General features: G+C 58.9%; 28 protein-coding genes and 3 pseudogenes. 27 read left to right on the forward strand and 4 right to left on the reverse strand.

Features of this window, described 5'->3' with window-relative positions; translation table 11 throughout:
* Positions 1 to 291: 291 nt before the first annotated feature.
* Positions 292 to 495 (reverse strand): hypothetical protein, encoded by a 204-nt coding sequence (locus tag KIH45_RS17285; protein WP_213177252.1) that lies wholly within the window; start codon positions 493 to 495, stop codon positions 292 to 294.
* 58 nt (positions 496 to 553) lie between these two features.
* Between KIH45_RS17285 and KIH45_RS17290 the strand changes: the two genes are divergently transcribed.
* The 6 genes from KIH45_RS17290 (at position 554) to KIH45_RS17315 (ending at position 3,215) form a co-directional block, all read left to right on the forward strand.
* A complete protein-coding gene (locus tag KIH45_RS17290) occupies positions 554 to 763 on the forward strand; it encodes a hypothetical protein (RefSeq protein WP_213177253.1) in 210 nt (69 codons plus the stop codon).
* Positions 764 to 834: 71 nt separating this feature from the next.
* Complete coding sequence (locus KIH45_RS17295; RefSeq protein ID WP_213177254.1) at positions 835 to 1,089, forward strand: hypothetical protein; 255 nt, start codon at positions 835 to 837, stop codon at positions 1,087 to 1,089.
* A gap of 51 nt (positions 1,090 to 1,140) precedes the next feature.
* Complete coding sequence (locus KIH45_RS17300; protein WP_213177255.1) at positions 1,141 to 1,440, forward strand: hypothetical protein; 300 nt, start codon at positions 1,141 to 1,143, stop codon at positions 1,438 to 1,440.
* Between the two features lie 189 nt (positions 1,441 to 1,629).
* Positions 1,630 to 2,361: a hypothetical protein gene (locus KIH45_RS17305; RefSeq protein ID WP_213177256.1), complete on the forward strand. Its 732-nt coding sequence runs from the start codon at positions 1,630 to 1,632 to the stop codon at positions 2,359 to 2,361.
* A 129-nt stretch (positions 2,362 to 2,490) separates the two neighbouring features.
* Complete coding sequence (locus tag KIH45_RS17310) at positions 2,491 to 2,784, forward strand: ParD-like family protein (protein ID WP_213177257.1); 294 nt, start codon at positions 2,491 to 2,493, stop codon at positions 2,782 to 2,784.
* Complete coding sequence (locus tag KIH45_RS17315; protein WP_213177258.1) at positions 2,781 to 3,215, forward strand: hypothetical protein; 435 nt, start codon at positions 2,781 to 2,783, stop codon at positions 3,213 to 3,215. Before KIH45_RS17310 ends, KIH45_RS17315 begins: the two co-directional genes overlap by 4 nt.
* A gap of 142 nt (positions 3,216 to 3,357) precedes the next feature.
* On the opposite strand, the gene tnpA is transcribed toward KIH45_RS17315, so the two are convergent.
* Complete coding sequence (gene tnpA, locus KIH45_RS17320; protein ID WP_213177259.1) at positions 3,358 to 3,771, reverse strand: IS200/IS605 family transposase; 414 nt, start codon at positions 3,769 to 3,771, stop codon at positions 3,358 to 3,360.
* Between the two features lie 26 nt (positions 3,772 to 3,797).
* Between tnpA and KIH45_RS17325 the strand changes: the two are divergent.
* A pseudogene (locus tag KIH45_RS17325) lies at positions 3,798 to 4,718 on the forward strand (RNA-guided endonuclease InsQ/TnpB family protein); the annotation flags it as partial.
* A gap of 19 nt (positions 4,719 to 4,737) precedes the next feature.
* A complete protein-coding gene (locus tag KIH45_RS19555) occupies positions 4,738 to 5,031 on the forward strand; it encodes a zinc ribbon domain-containing protein (protein WP_225900023.1) in 294 nt (97 codons plus the stop codon).
* Between the two features lie 6 nt (positions 5,032 to 5,037).
* Here KIH45_RS19555 and KIH45_RS17330 read toward each other — a convergent pair whose 3' ends face one another.
* The gene (locus tag KIH45_RS17330; protein WP_213177261.1) at positions 5,038 to 5,244 is read right to left on the reverse strand and encodes a hypothetical protein; all 207 of its coding nucleotides are present in this window, start codon (positions 5,242 to 5,244) and stop codon (positions 5,038 to 5,040) included.
* Between the two features lie 59 nt (positions 5,245 to 5,303).
* Between KIH45_RS17330 and KIH45_RS17335 the strand changes: the two genes are divergently transcribed.
* From KIH45_RS17335 to KIH45_RS17365, 7 genes and pseudogenes are all read left to right on the forward strand, one after another.
* Entirely contained in the window at positions 5,304 to 5,642 is a 339-nt protein-coding gene (locus KIH45_RS17335) for a hypothetical protein (RefSeq protein WP_213177262.1), read from the forward strand.
* A 48-nt stretch (positions 5,643 to 5,690) separates the two neighbouring features.
* Complete coding sequence (locus KIH45_RS17340) at positions 5,691 to 5,873, forward strand: hypothetical protein (RefSeq protein WP_213177263.1); 183 nt, start codon at positions 5,691 to 5,693, stop codon at positions 5,871 to 5,873.
* 54 nt (positions 5,874 to 5,927) lie between these two features.
* The gene (locus tag KIH45_RS17345) at positions 5,928 to 6,197 is read left to right on the forward strand and encodes a hypothetical protein (protein ID WP_213177264.1); all 270 of its coding nucleotides are present in this window, start codon (positions 5,928 to 5,930) and stop codon (positions 6,195 to 6,197) included.
* Positions 6,198 to 6,221: 24 nt separating this feature from the next.
* Positions 6,222 to 6,602 carry a hypothetical protein gene (locus KIH45_RS17350; protein WP_213177265.1) on the forward strand — a complete coding sequence of 127 codons (381 nt, stop codon included), beginning with the start codon at positions 6,222 to 6,224 and terminating at the stop codon, positions 6,600 to 6,602.
* 4 nt (positions 6,603 to 6,606) lie between these two features.
* On the forward strand, positions 6,607 to 7,041 hold the full coding sequence (locus KIH45_RS17355) for a hypothetical protein (protein ID WP_213177266.1): 435 nt from the start codon (positions 6,607 to 6,609) through the stop codon (positions 7,039 to 7,041).
* A gap of 84 nt (positions 7,042 to 7,125) precedes the next feature.
* Positions 7,126 to 7,892 (forward strand): annotated as a pseudogene (locus KIH45_RS17360) (IS5 family transposase).
* A 100-nt stretch (positions 7,893 to 7,992) separates the two neighbouring features.
* Positions 7,993 to 8,946, forward strand: coding sequence for a hypothetical protein (locus tag KIH45_RS17365; RefSeq protein ID WP_213177267.1), 954 nt, complete (start codon positions 7,993 to 7,995; stop codon positions 8,944 to 8,946).
* Between the two features lie 25 nt (positions 8,947 to 8,971).
* Here KIH45_RS17365 and KIH45_RS17370 read toward each other — a convergent pair whose 3' ends face one another.
* Complete coding sequence (locus tag KIH45_RS17370) at positions 8,972 to 9,922, reverse strand: hypothetical protein (RefSeq protein ID WP_213177268.1); 951 nt, start codon at positions 9,920 to 9,922, stop codon at positions 8,972 to 8,974.
* Positions 9,923 to 10,359: 437 nt separating this feature from the next.
* Here KIH45_RS17370 and KIH45_RS17375 point away from each other — a divergent pair.
* The 12 genes and pseudogenes from KIH45_RS17375 (at position 10,360) to KIH45_RS17430 (ending at position 18,278) form a co-directional block, all read left to right on the forward strand.
* Positions 10,360 to 11,126, forward strand: a pseudogene (locus tag KIH45_RS17375) (IS5 family transposase).
* A gap of 154 nt (positions 11,127 to 11,280) precedes the next feature.
* Positions 11,281 to 11,853 carry a hypothetical protein gene (locus KIH45_RS17380; RefSeq protein ID WP_213177269.1) on the forward strand — a complete coding sequence of 191 codons (573 nt, stop codon included), beginning with the start codon at positions 11,281 to 11,283 and terminating at the stop codon, positions 11,851 to 11,853.
* A 199-nt stretch (positions 11,854 to 12,052) separates the two neighbouring features.
* Positions 12,053 to 13,318 carry a hypothetical protein gene (locus KIH45_RS17385; RefSeq protein ID WP_213177270.1) on the forward strand — a complete coding sequence of 422 codons (1,266 nt, stop codon included), beginning with the start codon at positions 12,053 to 12,055 and terminating at the stop codon, positions 13,316 to 13,318.
* 200 nt (positions 13,319 to 13,518) lie between these two features.
* The gene (locus KIH45_RS17390; protein WP_213177271.1) at positions 13,519 to 13,692 is read left to right on the forward strand and encodes a hypothetical protein; all 174 of its coding nucleotides are present in this window, start codon (positions 13,519 to 13,521) and stop codon (positions 13,690 to 13,692) included.
* A 92-nt stretch (positions 13,693 to 13,784) separates the two neighbouring features.
* Complete coding sequence (locus KIH45_RS17395; RefSeq protein WP_213177272.1) at positions 13,785 to 14,309, forward strand: hypothetical protein; 525 nt, start codon at positions 13,785 to 13,787, stop codon at positions 14,307 to 14,309.
* The gene (locus tag KIH45_RS17400) at positions 14,306 to 14,662 is read left to right on the forward strand and encodes a hypothetical protein (protein WP_213177273.1); all 357 of its coding nucleotides are present in this window, start codon (positions 14,306 to 14,308) and stop codon (positions 14,660 to 14,662) included. The genes KIH45_RS17395 and KIH45_RS17400 overlap by 4 nt, the downstream gene beginning before the upstream one ends.
* Positions 14,663 to 14,707: 45 nt before the next feature.
* The gene (locus tag KIH45_RS17405; RefSeq protein WP_213177274.1) at positions 14,708 to 14,899 is read left to right on the forward strand and encodes a hypothetical protein; all 192 of its coding nucleotides are present in this window, start codon (positions 14,708 to 14,710) and stop codon (positions 14,897 to 14,899) included.
* Positions 14,900 to 15,041: 142 nt separating this feature from the next.
* Positions 15,042 to 15,380 carry a hypothetical protein gene (locus KIH45_RS17410; RefSeq protein ID WP_213177275.1) on the forward strand — a complete coding sequence of 113 codons (339 nt, stop codon included), beginning with the start codon at positions 15,042 to 15,044 and terminating at the stop codon, positions 15,378 to 15,380.
* A 135-nt stretch (positions 15,381 to 15,515) separates the two neighbouring features.
* Positions 15,516 to 15,818: a hypothetical protein gene (locus KIH45_RS17415; RefSeq protein WP_213177276.1), complete on the forward strand. Its 303-nt coding sequence runs from the start codon at positions 15,516 to 15,518 to the stop codon at positions 15,816 to 15,818.
* A 177-nt stretch (positions 15,819 to 15,995) separates the two neighbouring features.
* Positions 15,996 to 16,820: a hypothetical protein gene (locus KIH45_RS17420; RefSeq protein ID WP_213177277.1), complete on the forward strand. Its 825-nt coding sequence runs from the start codon at positions 15,996 to 15,998 to the stop codon at positions 16,818 to 16,820.
* An 83-nt stretch (positions 16,821 to 16,903) separates the two neighbouring features.
* Positions 16,904 to 17,176 carry a hypothetical protein gene (locus KIH45_RS17425; protein ID WP_213177278.1) on the forward strand — a complete coding sequence of 91 codons (273 nt, stop codon included), beginning with the start codon at positions 16,904 to 16,906 and terminating at the stop codon, positions 17,174 to 17,176.
* 118 nt (positions 17,177 to 17,294) lie between these two features.
* Positions 17,295 to 18,278: a hypothetical protein gene (locus KIH45_RS17430; RefSeq protein ID WP_213177279.1), complete on the forward strand. Its 984-nt coding sequence runs from the start codon at positions 17,295 to 17,297 to the stop codon at positions 18,276 to 18,278.
* Positions 18,279 to 18,331 lie beyond the last annotated feature (53 nt).

Raw genomic sequence — 18,331 nt, forward strand, 5'->3', positions numbered from 1 at the left:
ACATCTTCCAGCCCGACGAATGCGCCAACTACTTTAAATCATGCGGCTATGAGCCGGAATGAACGGAAACCGCTCTAATTGTCATGCTCCTGTTCTGGAGCCTGCGCGTCACATACCGGCGTTAAGCGCCAGAATTTGCGCGATAATAATTAAAAGAAATTTCGCTTATTTGCTGGCCGAAATTTTGGTTATTTCCTGCATCTGATTTTAATTTCCTGACAGAGATTCCTTTTAATTCCTGCATCGAGGCCGGATCGCCACCGGATCGCAATGGGCAGTAGCGACGCGCTCCTAATCTGCGGGCAGCGCATCTCCAGCGATCTCGTAGCACGAGAAGCGATACCGCATGGAGCCGTTGGCTCTCTTCATATCGGCCGCGAGTTCTTCGCCGAGCTTCTGGCAAGCCTCAAGCGTTGGCAGGTCAGGCACCTGGACGTGAACGGGCGGGTTTGATCCCGCTGCAAAAACGACCAGCAGGAAATCACGCACCATCATTTTTCTCCTTTTCCAGACACCATCCTATAATGGTGTCCTGACCAGACAAGAGACATAAATGACCTATCAAGCCACCCTCGAAACCCTGTTCCTCGTAATGGTCGCGGTACTCGCCATCTCGTCGGTCCTGCTCTTCGTGCCTGTCCCGAAGCTCGGGCTCGACCGCGACAAGGCGCTTTACGGGATGCTGGCCGCACTCGGCCTGGCCATTACATGGACCGGCCTCCTCGGGTACGGCGCAGCCACTGGCCTGCTACCCGTCGCCTGACCATGCAGAAGGCTTTCCCTTTTATTCCAGGACAAGTCTGTCCGAATATTCAGGATGAAGGGAAAAGAGACATGGAACTCAACCAGCAGATCATCGACCTCATGCGCGGCCTTGGCATCGACGGCGGCGCGATCCACCAGTCGCTTTCGCCTGACTGCCGCGAGATCCGCCTCCCGGGCTACGAGAACGCGATCAGCGACATGTTCCGCCTCGAGCCCGTCATCGATGCGCTCAAGCAGCTCGGCCTCAGCATCCTGGGCTACGGGGCAGGGCAGCCCTTCATGCAGGACGACTTCATCGGTGCCACGATCACCGTGAAGGTCTGATCGCGGCCGAGAGCCGCGACAGCCACCAACAGTCCAGCTGCGGAGCACGCCATGCGAGAGAAAGCCGTCGTCCTTGAAGCCATCGCGCAGGCCCTCGGGGCCGCGCGAGGACGCGAAATCGCTGTCGCCGACCTTCCGACGACCGTCCACGCCCTGGACCTGAAGGACGAAGATGCAGAGCACTTCGTCCAATGCGTTTCCGAAAGCTTCGCGCTTCATGCGCTGGCCGAAGAGGAACTGGCCGCAATTCTGCGGACCGAGTCCCTTCGAAGCCTGACGGACTTCAACGATATGTCGATCGACCAATTTGCCGATCGTATCGCCGTCCTGCCTGAGTGGGTCGCGCAATAATATCCGCCTCAGCGGCTAATTTTGAACCTGATTGAGCAGGTTCCCTGACACGTTTCGAGACGATCCCTTTCGGGGGAAGATTTTCGCATTCGCAATCAGGATGGAAAAACCATGTCCACCATCTCGCATCACGAAGGAAACTCGATGATTTTCACTGTCGCTAGCGCCGGTCTCTATGCTCTCGTTCCCGTGGACCACGACGAAGACGACGACGACGTCTGCTATTTCGTTGCAAACTTCGCCGATCACGTGAACCGGCGCATGGCGGATGAGCTCTACGAGATTCCAGCCGATCTTCCCGCCAATGCAGTGCATTTCGAAGTGACCTCTGCTGGTAGCGGGCATAGCGTAATGACGCCGTTTGGTCCGCTGACGGCGGCGGATGCTTACATCCTGGTTCCCGTCGAAACGGACGAGACCAATCTCTTTCCTGATGAACAGTGTGCCTTCAACTGGATCGTGATGGACCTTGCCAAGGGCGATACCGTCGCAGTTGAAGGCTCCGAGTTCACCGTCTCGCAGACCTCGCTCGGCAAGACGGAAATCTTCGATGTCGAAGACGTGCACGGCTTCGATGACTGGACGCCGATCCAGATTCCGGCCCGCGAGCATCGTCTCGAAGACATGATGTTCATCATCATCGACGAAGAACTAGAAGCAGTCATGGACTTTCTCCCCGGGGACAAGGAGATGGCGGCCCTGAAATTCAACACCAAGGACGGGAAGCCGAGAACCAACTGGCAACATCAGTTGGTCACGATTGATGCCGCAGGTCGCGCGTTGCTGGAGGAGCTGGCGACGCCTGTCGCCAAGGCCCTGATCAAGGAGCGAGACGATGTTGTCTATGAGCATGGGTATTTCTCGCTCTATCTGGGCAAGCCTGCGCCGCAACCGGCGCCGCGGCTTCCCCTCGCGGCCTGATTTCCGCCTGCCTTGCGGAAACTATCCTTGGTGGACGGCGGCTGGAGCATTTCTGTCCAGCCGCCAGCCATCCTAAAATGAAGAGCCCAGGCGCCGGACGACCCGCGCGCCGCCAAGGAGACCTTCATTTTGGCCCAGACTATCAAGCTGCCTGACGATCTCATGCAGGTGCTCCGCGAAGAGGCGGAAGCACAGGACCGATCGATCGCAGGACAGGTGAGGCACTGGATCCGGCTCGGGCAGGCGCTCGAGGCCTCGCTCCCTTACGAGCGCATGCGCGCAGCGCTTACCGGCAAACTCGACACCCGCGAACTCAGCCACGAGCAGCTCGACCACTGGAACGCGGGCATCTTCGCCATTCTCACAGGAGAAGGCGAGACGCCGGAAGCCTTTGCCGAGAAGGTCGCGGACGACGCCAAGTGACCAAGCCCACCCTTGCTATCGTCGTCGGCGCCCAGCGTCCGGCCGTCAGGCATTTTGCCCATTCGCTCGCCTCGCGTCATTTCCCCGGCGTCCTGGTCGACGCCTCCGACGGAAACCCGCAACGCCTGCTCACCGACAAGGCGAGCTACATCGTCATGGGCCGTTGCAACTGGAGCCTGATCACCGCGGCGCAGGCCGCCGGCTACCAGGTCTACGTCCTGCACGTCGTCATGGAAGACGAAGATCCCCGGCTTGACGATGAGGCTACCGGCCTCGTCCTGCGAGCAGACTTCGGTTTCGTCCACGAACTGTCGGCCGAGACGGCAAGGCCCCGCCTCCAGCTCGCTTTCGAGAGGGGGACGCTTCTCAAGATCGCGTCGCCCGTCAGCGACACCATCACCAAGCTCTACGCCGAGTGCGTGACCGTCTGACGAGACAGGGGGAAGGGAAACCTGCCCCCTGCAAAGCTGGAGCCTTTCTCCATGACCAAGAAGATCGTGATCGGCGCGCCCGGTTCGCTCACCCAATTGCTCCGAGAAGCCCCGTCACTTCAGGGCGGGGAGGGATAGGAGCCTACGCGACCGGCGTTCTCTGCTCTTCAATATAGCGCCGGACGATATCAATCGGTGCTCCGCCGCATGAGGCAGCAAAGTATGACGGGGACCAAAGCCCCTTGCTCGATATTCGTGCAATCTCCGGGCGATCTCTGCGCAGCAACCTGCTTGATACGCCCTTCAGCGAGTTGACCAGTTTGGAGATGCAGACCTGAGGTGGGTATTCCACCAGCAGGTGAACATGGTCCTCCTCTCCATCGCACTCCACCAATTGTGCGCCAAAGTCTTCGCACACTCCGGCGAAGATTTTTCGCAGCCGGTCATGGTCGGCGTGGATCAGTCCGGCTCGCCGGTATTTGGTGACAAAGACCAAATGCACATGAAGCGCAGAAACTACATGCCTTCCCTTGCGATAAGCCGACTCTTGAACCATCAGACCAACCTCCATACCTACCCTCTATGGAGCTCATCCGAGGTCAGGTCTACCGGCTCAAGCCAACCACCCAGCAGATTGCCGATCTAGAAGGCACTGCTGGGGTGACCCGGCTCGTCTATAACCTGATGCTCGAGCAGCGCCGCACCTGGGGTCAGCGCCATAAACTTGGCCGGTCGACCCAGAGTGCCGAGATCAAGACCTTGCGCGCCGAGTTCGACTTTATCGCCGCGCGGGCTCAGACCACTCAGAAGCACGCACTCAACGACCTCGAGCGCGCTTTCCAGAACTTCTTCGCGCGCCGTGCCGCCTATCCGCGCCCGCGCCGCAAATATCTCGACGACAGTTTCCGGCACGACGGCCGCGAAGTTAAGGTCCGCCGGATCTCGCGCCGCTGGTCGGAGGTCTTCATTCCCAAGATCGGCTGGATCCGGATGCGGGACAGCTATGGCGGCAAGCTGGCCGGAATGGAAAAGAGCATCCGCACGGCGACCTTGCGCCGCGATGCTTCGGGATGGGCCGTCAGCTTCGCTGTTACTTGCGAATTCAAGGTTTCCGCAACGCCGCTTGGCCAGATCGGCATCGACCGCGGCGTTGCCGCGCCGATCGCTACGTCTGCTGGCGATATCTACCGGCTGCCTGATGGCGTTGCTCATACCGATGCCGCCATCCGCAGGGCCCAGAAGGCGTTGAGCCGGCGCAAGCGCGGCTCGCGGCGCTATGCCAAGGCTCGTCGCCGTTTTGCTCGTCTGAAGGCGCGTCAGGTCCGGCGCCGGCAGCACATGCTGCACGCGGTCTCTCGCTCGACCGCCAACGACAACGGCCTCGTGGCTATCGAAGCGCTCAATATCTCGGGAATGACCCGGTCAGCCAAGGGCTCTGCTGAAGAGCCAGGCCGCAGTGTTAGAGCCAAGTCTGGTCTGAACAGGGCGATCCTTGCCAGCGGTTGGGGCTCGTTTTGCCACCATGCTCGGCTACAAACTCGGAGAACGCGGCGGTATCCTGATCTCCGTCGATCCCAGGAGTACGTCCCGGCAATGCGCCGAATGTGGTCATACCGCGCCAGAAAATCGCGAGAGCCAAGCGACCTTCCGGTGCAATGTCTGCGATCATCAAGCGCATGCCGACATCAATGCCGCCCGTAATATCCTTGCGCGCGGGATCAACCTTAAACGGCGGGGGAACACTCCGTTGCTGGACGCTGAGGGCAAGGCATTAGCTCCCTGCGAAGCGTCAACTATCCTCTCGGTTGCGGCCTAGCCCAACTCAAGGAAATCCCCGTCTCTTCAGGGCGGGGAAGATGTTAACAGCCAGGTCGCCGAGGTCCTCGCCAAGCATGGCGTCAGCCCGGACGAGATCGATGTCACCGACGAGATCGACCGCGTGCCTGAGCCTGAGCCCGTCGCCTCTGCAGAAGTGCTCGAGAAGATGCTGTCCGTCTTCGACGTACCTCTCGGCCGAAAGCGCCTCCACCGGAAGTTCTACGCCAACTCGCACCCCACCAGCCCACGCCAGACCTTGAGAGGCAGACGATGAAGATCGATTGGAACGACCAGGACGAAGAAGCAGCCCGCGTTGAAGGCTGGTTCGTCAGCCCCGCGCACGGAAGCGACCGTCACGAAGACGATGAGCCGCATCTCGAGATGTCGGCGATCGAGGAGTTCGACATCTTCGACGGTGACGGCGAGGTATGGAACCATGTCTGCGCCGAAGCCCTCAGTGGCTCGCGCCTCCACATGAAGGCCCTCCGCTACGTCGCCCAGAACGATCTGCGCGAGAAACAGGAGATCATGAACGCGGTCAGCTTCGCGCGCCGCGCCTTCGACTTCGCCGAGGAGGCTTACATTCCCTCTGCACCAACCAGTGCATGAACTCCGGCGTCGTGCACTATCTTGTGCAGGAAGAGGAAGGCAGCTCGCATGACCTCTGACGACTTCAACGCCTGGCTCGACCATCTCTCGCTCAACAACCAGCAGGCTGGTGAGCGGCTGGGCATCAGCCGCAATACCGTCGCCCGCTACCGCCTTGAAGGCGCGCCCGCCAGCATCGGCCTTGCCTGCTCGGCGATCGCGATGAACCTCCCGCCATGGAAGCAGTATTGATCCGACTTCGTCCTGACGGACCGGACCGAACATCCGGTTCGAAGGGAAAAGTCGATGATCACCGTATCCAAGGCCCAGCGTATCCGTGCCCGTCTTGCTGGCCAGCCGCTGATCGGCCGGGCGCCGAAGTGCCTTTCGGCCGCCAATGACACCCACCTCGTCATCAAGGCGAGCTTCGCCGAGCTGCAGGCCAAGGAGCGCGTGCTCCTCTCCGATCTTGCCTGCGGCGACACGGACGAACGCGCCGTGTTCGCAGAGCTTGCCCTCGTGCGCCGCTCGATGACCGCCGCAGGTACCAGCCGCAATCTGCGCGCCGTTTCCTGATATCTTCAAAGGGAAGGAAAAATCATGACCACCCAGGCCATTCACGACGAGAGCGTGCCCATCTGCGACACCACCATCGTCGCCAAGACGGTTGCCGATGTCATCGCCGAGAAGTTCGGGATGACAATCTCGACCGTTCCCACCGACGAGAAGACCTGCCTTGATCGCACCCGCATCTTCAATCTGCTCGTCGATCAGGAGTTCGGCGTCTTCGAACTGATCATCGAATCCGCGGTGATCAAAGTCGAGGCATCCCACATCGAATGCGGGGAGCATGGCAAGGCCATCCACGCCCGTGTCGATCTCGAATACATGCACAAGACCGGCGGCCGCAATGGCGGCAGCGTGGTCAACATCTGGATGCGCAAGGACGGCAGCATCATCCAGATCTTGAACCGAGGATAATTACATGGCCCACGATGGCGCGCTCCGGCGCAGGCCCGCACCCGCCTCTAAAGGATCTGAGGTTCAGGCATCATTCGACAATACCATCGTCGCCAAGGCTGTCGCCGATTATATCTTCAAGACCTACAAAAAGCAGATCTCGACGACGCCGACTGCGGAAAAGTTCATCTATGACTATGGGCAAGCATTCCAGCTCTCCATCAAACAACAGTTCGGGGCCCTTTCGATCATGATCGAGAACGCCGTCATCGGCGTCGAGGCATTCCCATGCATAGCAGATGGCCCATGCAAAGCAGATGGCCCATGCAAAGCAGATGGTGACATCATAGTCCGGGTATTTCTCAAATACCGATTGGTCCAAACCGGAAATAAACGGCACGACATTGTCAAGCTCTTCATCAGTTTTGATGGATCACTGCTCTCTGCTCACGGACGTTAGGCCCTGTTGACAAACTGGATTCACAATCGCTGCGAGATGTGATTCAAGATAGCTTTTGCGGAGGTTATCTTGGCGCGGTTGCTGATGGAGGATGCCGAGTGGGCATTCTTTGAACCCTTTTTGATAGCGATCCGGGGGCAAGGCGGTCGCCCGGCCTCCAACCACCGCCTTGTTCTCGATGGCATTTTCTGGATTGCTCGAACCGGTGCTGCCTGGCGTGATCTGCCTGAAGAGTTCGGCAAGTGGTCGAGCGTGTATCGCCAGTTCCGGCGCTGGACCCTGGCCGGACTTTGGGAACTGGTGCTCGATGCCCTCAACGATAGCGGCGCAGCGCCAGACAGCGTCCAGATGATCGACAGCACCGTGATCCGCGCGCACCACTTGGCAGCGGGCGCAAAAGGGGGACTCAAAGACAGGGTTTTGGCCGTTCAAAAGGTGGCTTCACGTCCAAGATCCACCTCATTACCAACGCTCACGGCCTCCCTGTCCGGGCGGAAGTAACGGGAGGTGAAGTATCTGACTTCAAAGGCTTCGATGCTCTGGTCGACGATGACCTGCCGACGGCTCGCGTGTTCCTGGCTGACCGGGGTTATGACAGCGATCATATCCGGGCAACGATCACCGAGCGTGGCGGAACACCAGTGATCCCGGCCAAGGCCAATCGCAAAGAGCCGATCCCGCACGACACCGTCACCTACGCCTTGCGGAACCGTATTGAGCGGTGCTTCGCCAAGCTCAAATGCTCGCGCCGCCTCGCAACCCGATACGACAAAACCTCAGCAAGCTATCTCGGCTTCATACATATCGCCGCCGCCCGCCTCTGGACCAATCAGTTTGTCAACAGGGCCTAGGTGGGTGAAGGTGCGAAGCCGTTCATTGCAACATTGCTAGTGCTTGGCGGAACACTTGCATTCAATCGCGACGCAACTATCCTGCCCCTGACGCTAGGGCATGCTCCTGCAATATTGGGGCAAAATTGCATTGGAAAGGGGAGCAATGGCGGGAGATAATTACGATAAAATAGTCGGGACCCTCAATTACTTTGAAACCCGCAAAGCGAATCAATCTCTCGATAACATCACTGACCAACTGCAACGGCAGGAACAGCAGCGCCGCAACGAAGAATATGCTCAGCGCCAAGCTGAGGACGAATTTCTCGAACTTTGCCAACGTTTCGAAGCACTCGCGCAGTCAAAGCCTTCACCTAGGACTTATTACGATAGTGAAGTCCTGCGCGTGCGATTGAAAGATTTCGACGACAGCTTCTTGAGCGATTTCATGCTGCGCGAAAGGCTTTCCAAGATGCGGGAAGGCGCTACAGACATGCGCAACAACTTCGCTGCCAATTTGGGCCTTGAGAATCAGCGCAAGGTCAACGTCCTGTTCGAAGTGCCCGAAAAACTTGCCGCGGCGCGGGTGCAATATCTTGCCACTGCCGCTTACGAGGCAACGAAAGATAAGCGATGGCTGGGTGCCCTTGGCGTTGGAGGCTTGGCCATTGCGGTAGGCTTGCTGCTGCTCGCATGGTGGATTGCTTTGGCTTGGGATACCATTTTCGTCACAGTCCTAGACGGACGGCAGTCCTACTTGCTTGCCCCAACGCTCGCGACGGTGGGCACGGCGATGTTGGCTTACTTGCTTTTTAGTCGCTTTCTCGAGCGCCGCAGGGCTAGAAAGGCATTGGCGAAAGCAAGTTCCGAAATGGATTATTTGGATCACTATCCACTTCTGACGCCCGGAGCGTCGCGTAAGCGGCTACAACAGGCGAAGAAAGATGCGGATTGGGCGATGATCGATGAAGATCCCCACGCCATCGATCCGTCGACGCAAGCCAGCCTTCGCGAAGGCATCAGCAAGCTGGAACGCAAGCTGGCAATCAGTCGGGAATATACGTTCGGTTCATAGAAAGGCACCCGCTCGTCCGACGAATTTACCTGTCAGGCGTACCCCAGCCCCCGCCGTTTTCCCTATAGGCGATAATCGTCGCCAGCCAAGCAATACGCTCGATATAGTCGTTTTGAGTAAACTCACCTGTGGGTGGCTCATCGTCAGCGCGGTCCATCCCGATCAGGTCGTCATGCCCCGCCTCGCCCTGCGACAAAAGCTTGTTATTCATCTCCTTAAGATTCAGTTCGATGAATTCGAGCAATTCCTCATCGCTGCGCTTGGTGAAATAGGGAAGATAGCAGGGATGCTGTACGCTGAGATCGAAAGTGTTTTCGCCATACAGGTCGTTACCTCTGGCCTCGGCAACCTCGTCCGGATTGGAGCAGCGAAAAGACAACGGCACTCCGCCAGACGGCCAATACTTATTTCCCCCGTAGCGATTGTCCTCGCGCACTCGGCGTACGCCGACCTTGGTAAGAGAACGCTCGCTCTGCATGTCGGCGACCATATTGCGATAGCGCCCGGCACCGTCATTCTGGCCTAATGCATCCATGATATTCGAGACGTTGGCGAGAGTGCGCAACTGTTCAGCGAAGGTCAGCTGACTTTCGGGAGGCTCACGTAAATGAGGTAATGGACGTCCCCAAGACCGTTCCAGGTCCCGGATTTCAGCCTCGGTCTTTTGCTCACTCTCTCCACTGATCAGCTTGCTGACGCGTTCTTCCATGGTTCCCTGCGTCGTGGCGAAACGGAGCGCCCAAATCCAGCGGCCGTACGCGCTGTTCTTCCGCATCGTTTCCTGCGTCCCGTTGGGCCCTAAAGCCGTGTCGATTTCATTCCTGACACAGTCGGCATCGAGTGCGCGCAGGCAATCCTCACCGAGCGAAAACCCGCGATAGGCGCTCCAGGCACCATAGCTTGACGTGAATCCCATGAGCGCCACTGCACCAACAATCAAAGCGCCGATATCGATCCCCAAGCCCGTTTTGAACAAATTGACGTCCCCCTAATCTGTCAGTGCTGGCGCAGTCTGCGACGACTATCCCGCCGCAAAACTAATATTCAAATTGTGGAGGTCAAGTTTCCACGTGGTTTCAGAAGATCGGCGATACTATAACGTGGTCCGTATCGGTGGGGCTCCAACGTCTCAAACCTGCGGTAAGAATTATGTGGTTGTCTCAGTTTTGCGGGGTATCAATCAGCGCCATGTGGCTTCCTCATTTTGCCAAGAATGGCCCAGCGCTGCCCGCCGGCTTTCATGCGAAACGCAATCTTGTCGGAATGACCTAGATGGGGCGGCAAGCGGCCTGACGTTTTTAGGAAACAGTCCACGGCAATGCTGTCTAGGCCCTGTTGACAAACTGGATTCACAATCGCTGCGAGATGTGATTCAAGATAGCTTTTGCGGAGGTTATCTTGGCGCGGTTGCTGATGGAGGATGCCGAGTGGGCATTCTTTGAACCCTTTTTGATAGCGATCCGGGGGCAAGGCGGTCGCCCGGCCTCCAACCACCGCCTTGTTCTCGATGGCATTTTCTGGATTGCTCGAACCGGTGCTGCCTGGCGTGATCTGCCTGAAGAGTTCGGCAAGTGGTCGAGCGTGTATCGCCAGTTCCGGCGCTGGACCCTGGCCGGACTTTGGGAACTGGTGCTCGATGCCCTCAACGATAGCGGCGCAGCGCCAGACAGCGTCCAGATGATCGACAGCACCGTGATCCGCGCGCACCACTTGGCAGCGGGCGCAAAAGGGGGACTCAAAGACAGGGTTTTGGCCGTTCAAAAGGTGGCTTCACGTCCAAGATCCACCTCATTACCAACGCTCACGGCCTCCCTGTCCGGGCGGAAGTAACGGGAGGTGAAGTATCTGACTTCAAAGGCTTCGATGCTCTGGTCGACGATGACCTGCCGACGGCTCGCGTGTTCCTGGCTGACCGGGGTTATGACAGCGATCATATCCGGGCAACGATCACCGAGCGTGGCGGAACACCAGTGATCCCGGCCAAGGCCAATCGCAAAGAGCCGATCCCGCACGACACCGTCACCTACGCCTTGCGGAACCGTATTGAGCGGTGCTTCGCCAAGCTCAAATGCTCGCGCCGCCTCGCAACCCGATACGACAAAACCTCAGCAAGCTATCTCGGCTTCATACATATCGCCGCCGCCCGCCTCTGGACCAATCAGTTTGTCAACAGGGCCTAGTTGCGACACCGATGAATGCGACGACTGGCACGAGATGCACGCGGCGCATTGAGGCCTGGGAAGGACAAGCCTTCCAGCTGTCGCCAGCACACCAGCAGTTCAATCAATTTGAATGATTTTTGAGATGCAAATTAGCTTTGAAGGGAAAAATGAAATGAAGATCTCCGCAACTCTCCCCGCCGGTCGCTATGTCGTTTCTTGCCTCGGCGATTGCGGCGAAGTTGGCGATACATTCGTCGAAGCCTTTTCTTTCCCCGCCGAGCCAGTCGTCGAATTCGAGCACAACGGCCAGCCCGCAGTCGCAGTGCGCATCGGCGCCAACCGCGCAGGCAACGGTTTGCGTACGATCGGTCTCGGCGCAAACGGTCTCCTGCTGGCGCCCATCGAATCGAATGACGATGGCATTCTCGTCTTCCTCCCGGCTGAAGCGGACCAGGAGAGCGAACAGAGCTATGCCTCGCCCCACGTCGACGGACTAACCGTCATCGAGCAGGCCGAAGACTTCATCGTCAGCTTCTCCGACCATACCCTGACCGTCGGCAATGTCTCTTTCGATGCTGGCGGCAATGGCAGCTTCGCCGTCAACGACAACGTCGTCGACATGGACGACCCGGCGATGATCGCGAAATATAGCTTCAACGAAGCCGAGATGGATGAACACGGCTTCGTTGATCCTGTCGATGAAGACTTCGTGACGCTCTACTACAGCGCACCGCTCGCCGCTTAACCCGTCGACGCCTGAAAAGAGAGAAGCCGCATCCCGGACAAGGGGTGCGGCTTCTGTCATGTCGACGGCCTTAGATGCACGCAACCTGACGATCCTCAAACGTCCTGCCTTCTAGACCCCATCCTAAAAGTGTTTGTGGCTACCCGCTCAGACGGGGTACCATTACGCCAACACTCACTGATCGAGGAATGGAAGGCCAATGTTCGAGACGGTAGACAGCAAGCACAGGATCGCCGCAGGGAAATACGTCGTTGGTGCTTTCAGGCCCGTGGCGACAAACCGGAATTCGCGGGACGTCACCGAGATAATCACAGCAGCAGCCCTTGCACTCGAACAGGGCACGAAAGACGCTGGCCAACTGAAGGCAGAGAACCTTCTCGATGGCGTTTCGGCAGAAGGCCGGATATTCCGCCGCGCGACAGCCCGCTACCTGAGCGAAGTCGAGAGCCAGAGTAAGATCAGGGCCAGCAACGCGCCGGACAAGATCCTCTATGTCCAGCCTGACGTCGAGGTCACCGGCACCACCCGTCTCGATACCGAACAAGGTATCGCTATGATCGTCACCGACACCAGCCTGCAGATAATCGCAACCCGTGTCACTGACGCCATTACGCGCGGCGACGACACCGATCTCTCGCCTGGCGAGAAAGCCCTCTACGCAGAGTACGGTGTGACGGACGGCGCCCGCGAAACCATCGCACACCTCGCCGAGGGCAAGTACGAACAGCTCAACGAGGAAGAGCAGCTTGTCTACGACGCCGTGCTCTTCGATCCCTCCTTCAGTCCCGAGATGAAGGAAGCCATCACCGACCAGGCCTCGGCCATCGAGAAGGTCAGGGCCATGGAGGCGGCTGGCATCAAGCAGCTTGCAGCGCTCGAACACGCCGAGCCGGGCCGGGACCATTTCCGCGAGATCTCGGAGGAATCATGGGACAAGGCCCAGCGGTTCTATGCCGGAAACGCGCTCCCGAATGAATTTCCGCCCCTCCAGAAGGAAGTCCTCGAGGCTTTCGTCGAATTTCGTAGCCCGCGTACCGACGCCGGCGAGCTCATCATCCAGAAGTGCGACCTTCTCGCTGCCGCCCGCTTCCTCGACGATGCCAAGGGCACCTATTGCGAGCCTGCTGTCGCGCTTCCCATGATGCTGACCGACGTGAACCTCCAGCTCGAGGCTTCCGACGAGTTCCACAATCCCAAGCGCGGCGGTCCCGCTGACTGGGATGACAACGAGCAGATCATGCGCGGCAACTTCCATTTGGTGAGCGAGCCAGCTGAAGCCCGCATGGCTCACGAGATGTTCACCGGCGGTGGAGCCTCGGCGCTCGAGAAGCTGCGGATCGCTGCGACCTATCCCGAACCCCAGAGCGTCCTGAACCGGCAGGTAGAGATCGAACGCCCCCGAACCGCCGACCAGCACGCGATGGCAGCAGCAGCGGCAGCTGCCCAGATGAGTATGGGAGGATGAGCGCCTCCCCGACCTGAAGCGTTACGCCCCCCTGACAGACGAGAAAGCGGCCCTTTGCGGGGCCGCTTTTTTCGTTGGGGGACAAGGTGATCGACCAGTCCTGAAAGCCTGCGAGCAGAATTGCCTTATGAAGCGTCCAAGCGAAGGAAAAAGCAAGGGACGTACCGTCACACGAAGTCCAACAACCAAGGAGCATGGCCATGGCCCAGCTACTCGAGACCATGAAAGACGATCATACCGATCGGCGGTTCTACATCGATGGTCGGCGCGTCACCGGCGAAGCTTTCCGCGAGTTCAAGACCTGCCGGCGGCTCGACAGCATGATCACCCGCCGCCGCGGTGATCGCTGGCGCTTCTACACCTCGGCCCGTTGAGGCCTCTCGCGGATATCTGCCCCGGTCGTTTGACGGGGCGGAATCCGATTTTCTACAGGCTGACACCAGCCGCATTACCAAGAGTATTTGATATGTTCCGTTCCTTCTTCGCCGCCATGGCACTCTTCCTCGCCTGCGCCTGCGACCAGGACATCGATAGTCTCATTCCTGAAAGGCGCGAGGCAGCCACCGTCGGCGCCGGTCGCGTTGAAGACGAGTGGAAGGGCACCGTGATGTCCTTCTGGCGCTGGGAGCCCTTCACGAGCCGTGAGGGCGGTCCGGAAGTCCAGGCAACGCTGGTATGCAATTACCGGTCGAAGCCCCTCAAGTCGGACCAGCCGCATCCGATGATCATTCTGAAGAGCCTCGAAGGCGATCTTCCGAAGGGCGAGTTCAAGCTTTCCGATGGCAAGGTACACGAACTCTACGGCCACGAAGGCCGTTATGCCGAGGACATCTACTTCACCCTTCGCGAAACGACGCTCCAGATCCGGTTCGACGATGACACCAACAGCAACCCGCCGGTGCATACGATCGATCTCACTGAAGAGGGGCCGGCTGCCGTCCTCGCAGAATGCCAGGCGCAATTCGACAAGTGGTCGGAGCAGGTTTTTTGAACCCCGCGATCCCTGTTTTTCCCTTCTTCGAGGCTCCCGATGTCGAGATGGCCTTCGGCTGTCCAATTGAACGGTATCTCGACGTCTCGAAGGGTGATGCAGAGAAGTTGCTCGAACTGCTGCCTGAAGAGGCGCAGATGACACAGATGCTCATGAACCAGGGACACCTGGGCGAGGAGCAGTTTGGCATGACCGGCCGCACCTATGGTGTCGATGCTACCCCTGAGGTCATTCGCAAGACCGTCACGGCGCTGCTCCGGTCTTTCGCGCCCCACCACGAGATCAAGGCCGCAACAGTTGCTGTTGCGCTCCACAACTGGTTTCCCAAGGCGGCTGGCACCCAGCCGGCCTGAGGCCTGTCGGTCATCCCTGACATCAGTTAATGAAGGGAAAACGAGATGCAGCAGACAGCCCGGCCCAAGGCGACCTTCCTCGGCATCAAGAAAAGCGCTTGGGAGACCTTCATCATTGTTGCTCCGTTTGCCTGCATCGGCGCGTTGACGCTCGCAGGAATGGTCCTCTCCGGCATCCACGAGATCGAGCGCGCTAACGAGGCCGCCACGGTCAGTAAACCGTGCGCCCTGTCCTGAAGCCTGAATAGCGATAACCAGAGAGGCGCAGTCCCAAACGGGGCTGCGCCTTTTTTCATGTCAGCGCATTCGCCCGGCCGCTGGCCCCGGGCGATCCCCACGAGGGGCTTCCCTTTGCATTTTCAAAGTGAAGGGAAAACACATGAACGGTGCAGCCATCAGCGGCCTCCTCAACCTCATGAGCAACGTGCGCGCAGGCCACGAGTGCAACGATGCGAGTTCCACCAGGGCCTTCGCCGGCGATCTCGTCCGCCTGCTCGAGAAAGAGCGCGACCTGGTCATCACCATCGGCGATGAAGTCCACAAGTTCGATCCAGACGCGCTCGTCGTCGATAGCTTCCGCATCGACTTTGGCAGTGGGACACTCGATCTCAACCAGCTGAACGACGGCACAGATGGCGAATACACCATCTTGGGCCTGATCGATTGCCCCGGCGATCCGATCGCCGAGACTTTGCAGGTCCGACTTCAGCAAGCCTGAAGCGAACCTGGGTCCAACCTTTCGAAGAACAAGTTGATCGCCCCGGGTGGGTCGAATGGAAAAAGGTCCTTCGGCCCTCAAGGAGCACGTCAAATTGGCACCTCTGCCAGATGGAAAAACTGGAGTGAAATGATCATGAGCAAGACCAACAACCAGGCTTACAACTTCACCGTGAAGCAGCTGACCACCGCCGAGAAGGGCAAGACCTCGACCGGCACCGACAAGATCAAGTTCCGCGGCGAACTGACCCTGCGCGGTCGCACCGTCGAACGCACGATCGTCGCCATGGGCAAGGCCGCCCAGCTCATCTCGCAGAACATGCGCAAGGGCACCAGCCACGAACTGCGCTGCGTCTTCAACCGCGCGCCCGCCAACGAAGGCGGCCAGGGCGGCGAGTTCCTGAGCGTCGTCGCGCTCCCGCAGCCCAAGGCCGCCTGAGGCCGCCGCCTCACCAGCTGATCGCTGAAACGAAGACCCGCCCGGCTCACGCCGAGGCGGGTTTTCTTTTGTCGGCGCCGACGGAAAGCAGGGAAGACGGCCTAAACAGAAACGATTTTGTCCTGCTTGAACTCCATCCTAAAATCTCCCGACGACCAAATTTGAGGATAAGCGGGAATGAGCAACTCCAAAGACGACCATATTCGGGCAGCGGAGGAAGCCTTAGAAGCCATAACCAGTAAGTGGCGGAAAGATATCAAGACCAAGGACCCCGCAACGATTGAACGCCGCATCCAGCATTACCTCGACTTTCAGGACCTGCGCCAGCAAGACGAATGGATCCGCATGGTCAATTCGATCATCCGTGATTCTAGCGAACTGATCGCTCGGGTTATGTCCAACTTGACCATCCCGGGCAGTGATTCCGAGGACAAGCGCAAGTCGCGCCTTGATGAATTTTACCGCTACCCGCTCGAATATGGCGAGGAGCAGCACCGGCATCTGAATGAGCTCGTTCTCGCCTTTCTAGCGAAAGTGGCTAGAACACCATGGCCTGAGGACTTCGTCGGCAGTCTCTGCTTTGATGAAGCAGAAGATTATATCGGCGACGATCAGATACTCGATTTCGCTGGCTTCCTCATGATGGAAGCCTGGTACCGCCTGAAGACCACCATCGAGATTGCCTGCGAGCTGCCCAAATGTGGCCTGTTCGGCGGCGATCTGTACTTCGATGACGACATAACCGATTTGACCAGGTTCCAACTGCTCGTGCTGCAGCGCGCTTCAGCGCAGATCCGGCCCATATGGCCCATCACCGTCGATACCGATGCGGTCAATCGAGCAATCGATGCCAACAGTGAATCGATCAAGCAAACCGGTTCCCCGATCATAACCGACTTGTCCAGTTATCGGACCGCAGAGCGCCATATGATCACCCATTACGCTCGATATCATATGGACCAAAACGACTTGGGACTGATGCACAGGTGGATGGCCGAGTAACCAATAACACTCCACGCCCCAAATTTACCGGGCCCTTCGAGATCGACAGTTCTTTCGAATTTGAAATTGAGAAGGGAAAAATCATGTTCAAGCTCGCACAGACGCTCGCTGGCACTTGGGTCATCACTGTTCCCAACCCGGAGGAAGCCGGTTGGGAAACCCAGCTTGTGGACTTCAACACGACGGCTGTGACCGCCGGATCGGCAACCCACGAAGCGATGGAGCGCGCAGCCGCTCTCACGCTCGCGACTTTCGTCGAAGCCTTCCCGGAGCGCGGCTTCGAGGTGCAGAGCCACAACGACAATGCACGTGGCCGCATGCTCGCGATGGTCGAGGAAGCTCGCGCAATCGCTTAAGCCACCGTGACAAACCCGCCCGGCTTCGGCCGCGGCGGGTTTTTCTCTGCCGACACATCTGAAAAGTGCCCCTTGCGGGCGCCACTCCCCAAGACACATCCGCGAAAGGAAAAGCGCCATGCAACTCGGAAAGCTCGTTCCCGGCCTTTACGCCATCCTCCCGGCCATCCGTACCGAGGAAGGCGAGAAGATCATCGTGAACGCTGCCGATCACATGAACCGGCATGCCCAGCCGCAGATGATGTCGATCGACCAGGCGCGCATCCAGCTCGGCGCGGTACCGGTGCCCAACTTCTCCGGCCGCTTCGAAGGCGCGATGCTCTACACGCGCCTCGGCCCGCTCAATGCCTCGCTGAACTACGCAATCGTCCCCGTCGACACCGACGAGACGAACATGCTGCCCACGCGCCGCGATCCCTACAACTGGATCGTCTTCGAGATCGCGCAGGAAACCGTCGTCGACTATACCGCCGAAGTCCTCTCGGTCGGCCCGGTCCGCATTGAACTGGACCTCATCAACTTCCATATGCGCCAGCCGCAAGCCAGCTATTCGCAGGCCTGCACCTTCCGCAGCGTCATCGAGGGCACCAGCGAACTGGGACGCCTGTTTCTCGCCCGCACCAACTCGACGCCTGGCGGCCTGACCCTGCAGTTCGACGAGGCTTTCATTGCCCGCATCGAGGCGTGCAGCGATCCGTTGGCGCAGCACTTCTCCCGCGCGCTCTCGATCGAACTGGAGCAGGGCCGCAACGAGATACAGATGATCCCGGACAAGCGCCGCATGTGGGACGTCCATGGCTGGGCAGCTTTCGTCACGCTCGATCCCCAGACAAGCCGCGTGTCGCTCCTCATTCCCCGCGATAGCAGGGCAGGAGAGATCATCGATGCGTTCTTCTACAAGGACCTGCCGTGGGACGACATTCCGGCCATTGCAGCTGACGAGCGCCTGATGGCACGCCTGCTCCAAAACACCGACGAGCTTTGCCAGAAGCTGGCCGTCCAGATCGCCGAGGCTGGCGAGCGTAACGAGTTCCTGCCGCTTCGCGCTTGGTGGAAGGCCCGACCGACGAAGGCGGCCCAACCGCTGGCTGCGGCGGCCTGATCTTCAGGTTTGGGCCGATCCTGGCGTCATCCTAAAATGGCCGAAATCAAATT

The organism is Croceicoccus gelatinilyticus (genome assembly GCF_018398395.1).
GTDB lineage: Bacteria > Pseudomonadota > Alphaproteobacteria > Sphingomonadales > Sphingomonadaceae > Croceicoccus > Croceicoccus gelatinilyticus.

Bases quoted from the DNA above. Each gene is read 5' to 3' on its own strand.
- KIH45_RS17285 (WP_213177252.1), bottom strand. From the start codon at position 495: ATGATGGTGCGTGATTTCCTGCTGGTCGTTTTTGCAGCGGGATCAAAC.
- KIH45_RS17290 (WP_213177253.1), top strand. From the start codon at position 554: ATGACCTATCAAGCCACCCTCGAAACCCTGTTCCTCGTAATGGTCGCG.
- KIH45_RS17295 (WP_213177254.1), top strand. From the start codon at position 835: ATGGAACTCAACCAGCAGATCATCGACCTCATGCGCGGCCTTGGCATC.
- KIH45_RS17300 (WP_213177255.1), top strand. From the start codon at position 1,141: ATGCGAGAGAAAGCCGTCGTCCTTGAAGCCATCGCGCAGGCCCTCGGG.
- tnpA (WP_213177259.1), bottom strand. From the start codon at position 3,771: ATGGTTCAAGAGTCGGCTTATCGCAAGGGAAGGCATGTAGTTTCTGCG.
- KIH45_RS19555 (WP_225900023.1), top strand. From the start codon at position 4,738: ATGCTCGGCTACAAACTCGGAGAACGCGGCGGTATCCTGATCTCCGTC.
- KIH45_RS17335 (WP_213177262.1), top strand. From the start codon at position 5,304: ATGAAGATCGATTGGAACGACCAGGACGAAGAAGCAGCCCGCGTTGAA.
- KIH45_RS17340 (WP_213177263.1), top strand. From the start codon at position 5,691: ATGACCTCTGACGACTTCAACGCCTGGCTCGACCATCTCTCGCTCAAC.
- KIH45_RS17345 (WP_213177264.1), top strand. From the start codon at position 5,928: ATGATCACCGTATCCAAGGCCCAGCGTATCCGTGCCCGTCTTGCTGGC.
- KIH45_RS17350 (WP_213177265.1), top strand. From the start codon at position 6,222: ATGACCACCCAGGCCATTCACGACGAGAGCGTGCCCATCTGCGACACC.
- KIH45_RS17355 (WP_213177266.1), top strand. From the start codon at position 6,607: ATGGCCCACGATGGCGCGCTCCGGCGCAGGCCCGCACCCGCCTCTAAA.
- KIH45_RS17365 (WP_213177267.1), top strand. From the start codon at position 7,993: ATGCTCCTGCAATATTGGGGCAAAATTGCATTGGAAAGGGGAGCAATG.
- KIH45_RS17380 (WP_213177269.1), top strand. From the start codon at position 11,281: ATGAAGATCTCCGCAACTCTCCCCGCCGGTCGCTATGTCGTTTCTTGC.
- KIH45_RS17385 (WP_213177270.1), top strand. From the start codon at position 12,053: ATGTTCGAGACGGTAGACAGCAAGCACAGGATCGCCGCAGGGAAATAC.
- KIH45_RS17390 (WP_213177271.1), top strand. From the start codon at position 13,519: ATGGCCCAGCTACTCGAGACCATGAAAGACGATCATACCGATCGGCGG.
- KIH45_RS17395 (WP_213177272.1), top strand. From the start codon at position 13,785: ATGTTCCGTTCCTTCTTCGCCGCCATGGCACTCTTCCTCGCCTGCGCC.
- KIH45_RS17405 (WP_213177274.1), top strand. From the start codon at position 14,708: ATGCAGCAGACAGCCCGGCCCAAGGCGACCTTCCTCGGCATCAAGAAA.
- KIH45_RS17410 (WP_213177275.1), top strand. From the start codon at position 15,042: ATGAACGGTGCAGCCATCAGCGGCCTCCTCAACCTCATGAGCAACGTG.
- KIH45_RS17415 (WP_213177276.1), top strand. From the start codon at position 15,516: ATGAGCAAGACCAACAACCAGGCTTACAACTTCACCGTGAAGCAGCTG.
- KIH45_RS17420 (WP_213177277.1), top strand. From the start codon at position 15,996: ATGAGCAACTCCAAAGACGACCATATTCGGGCAGCGGAGGAAGCCTTA.
- KIH45_RS17425 (WP_213177278.1), top strand. From the start codon at position 16,904: ATGTTCAAGCTCGCACAGACGCTCGCTGGCACTTGGGTCATCACTGTT.
- KIH45_RS17430 (WP_213177279.1), top strand. From the start codon at position 17,295: ATGCAACTCGGAAAGCTCGTTCCCGGCCTTTACGCCATCCTCCCGGCC.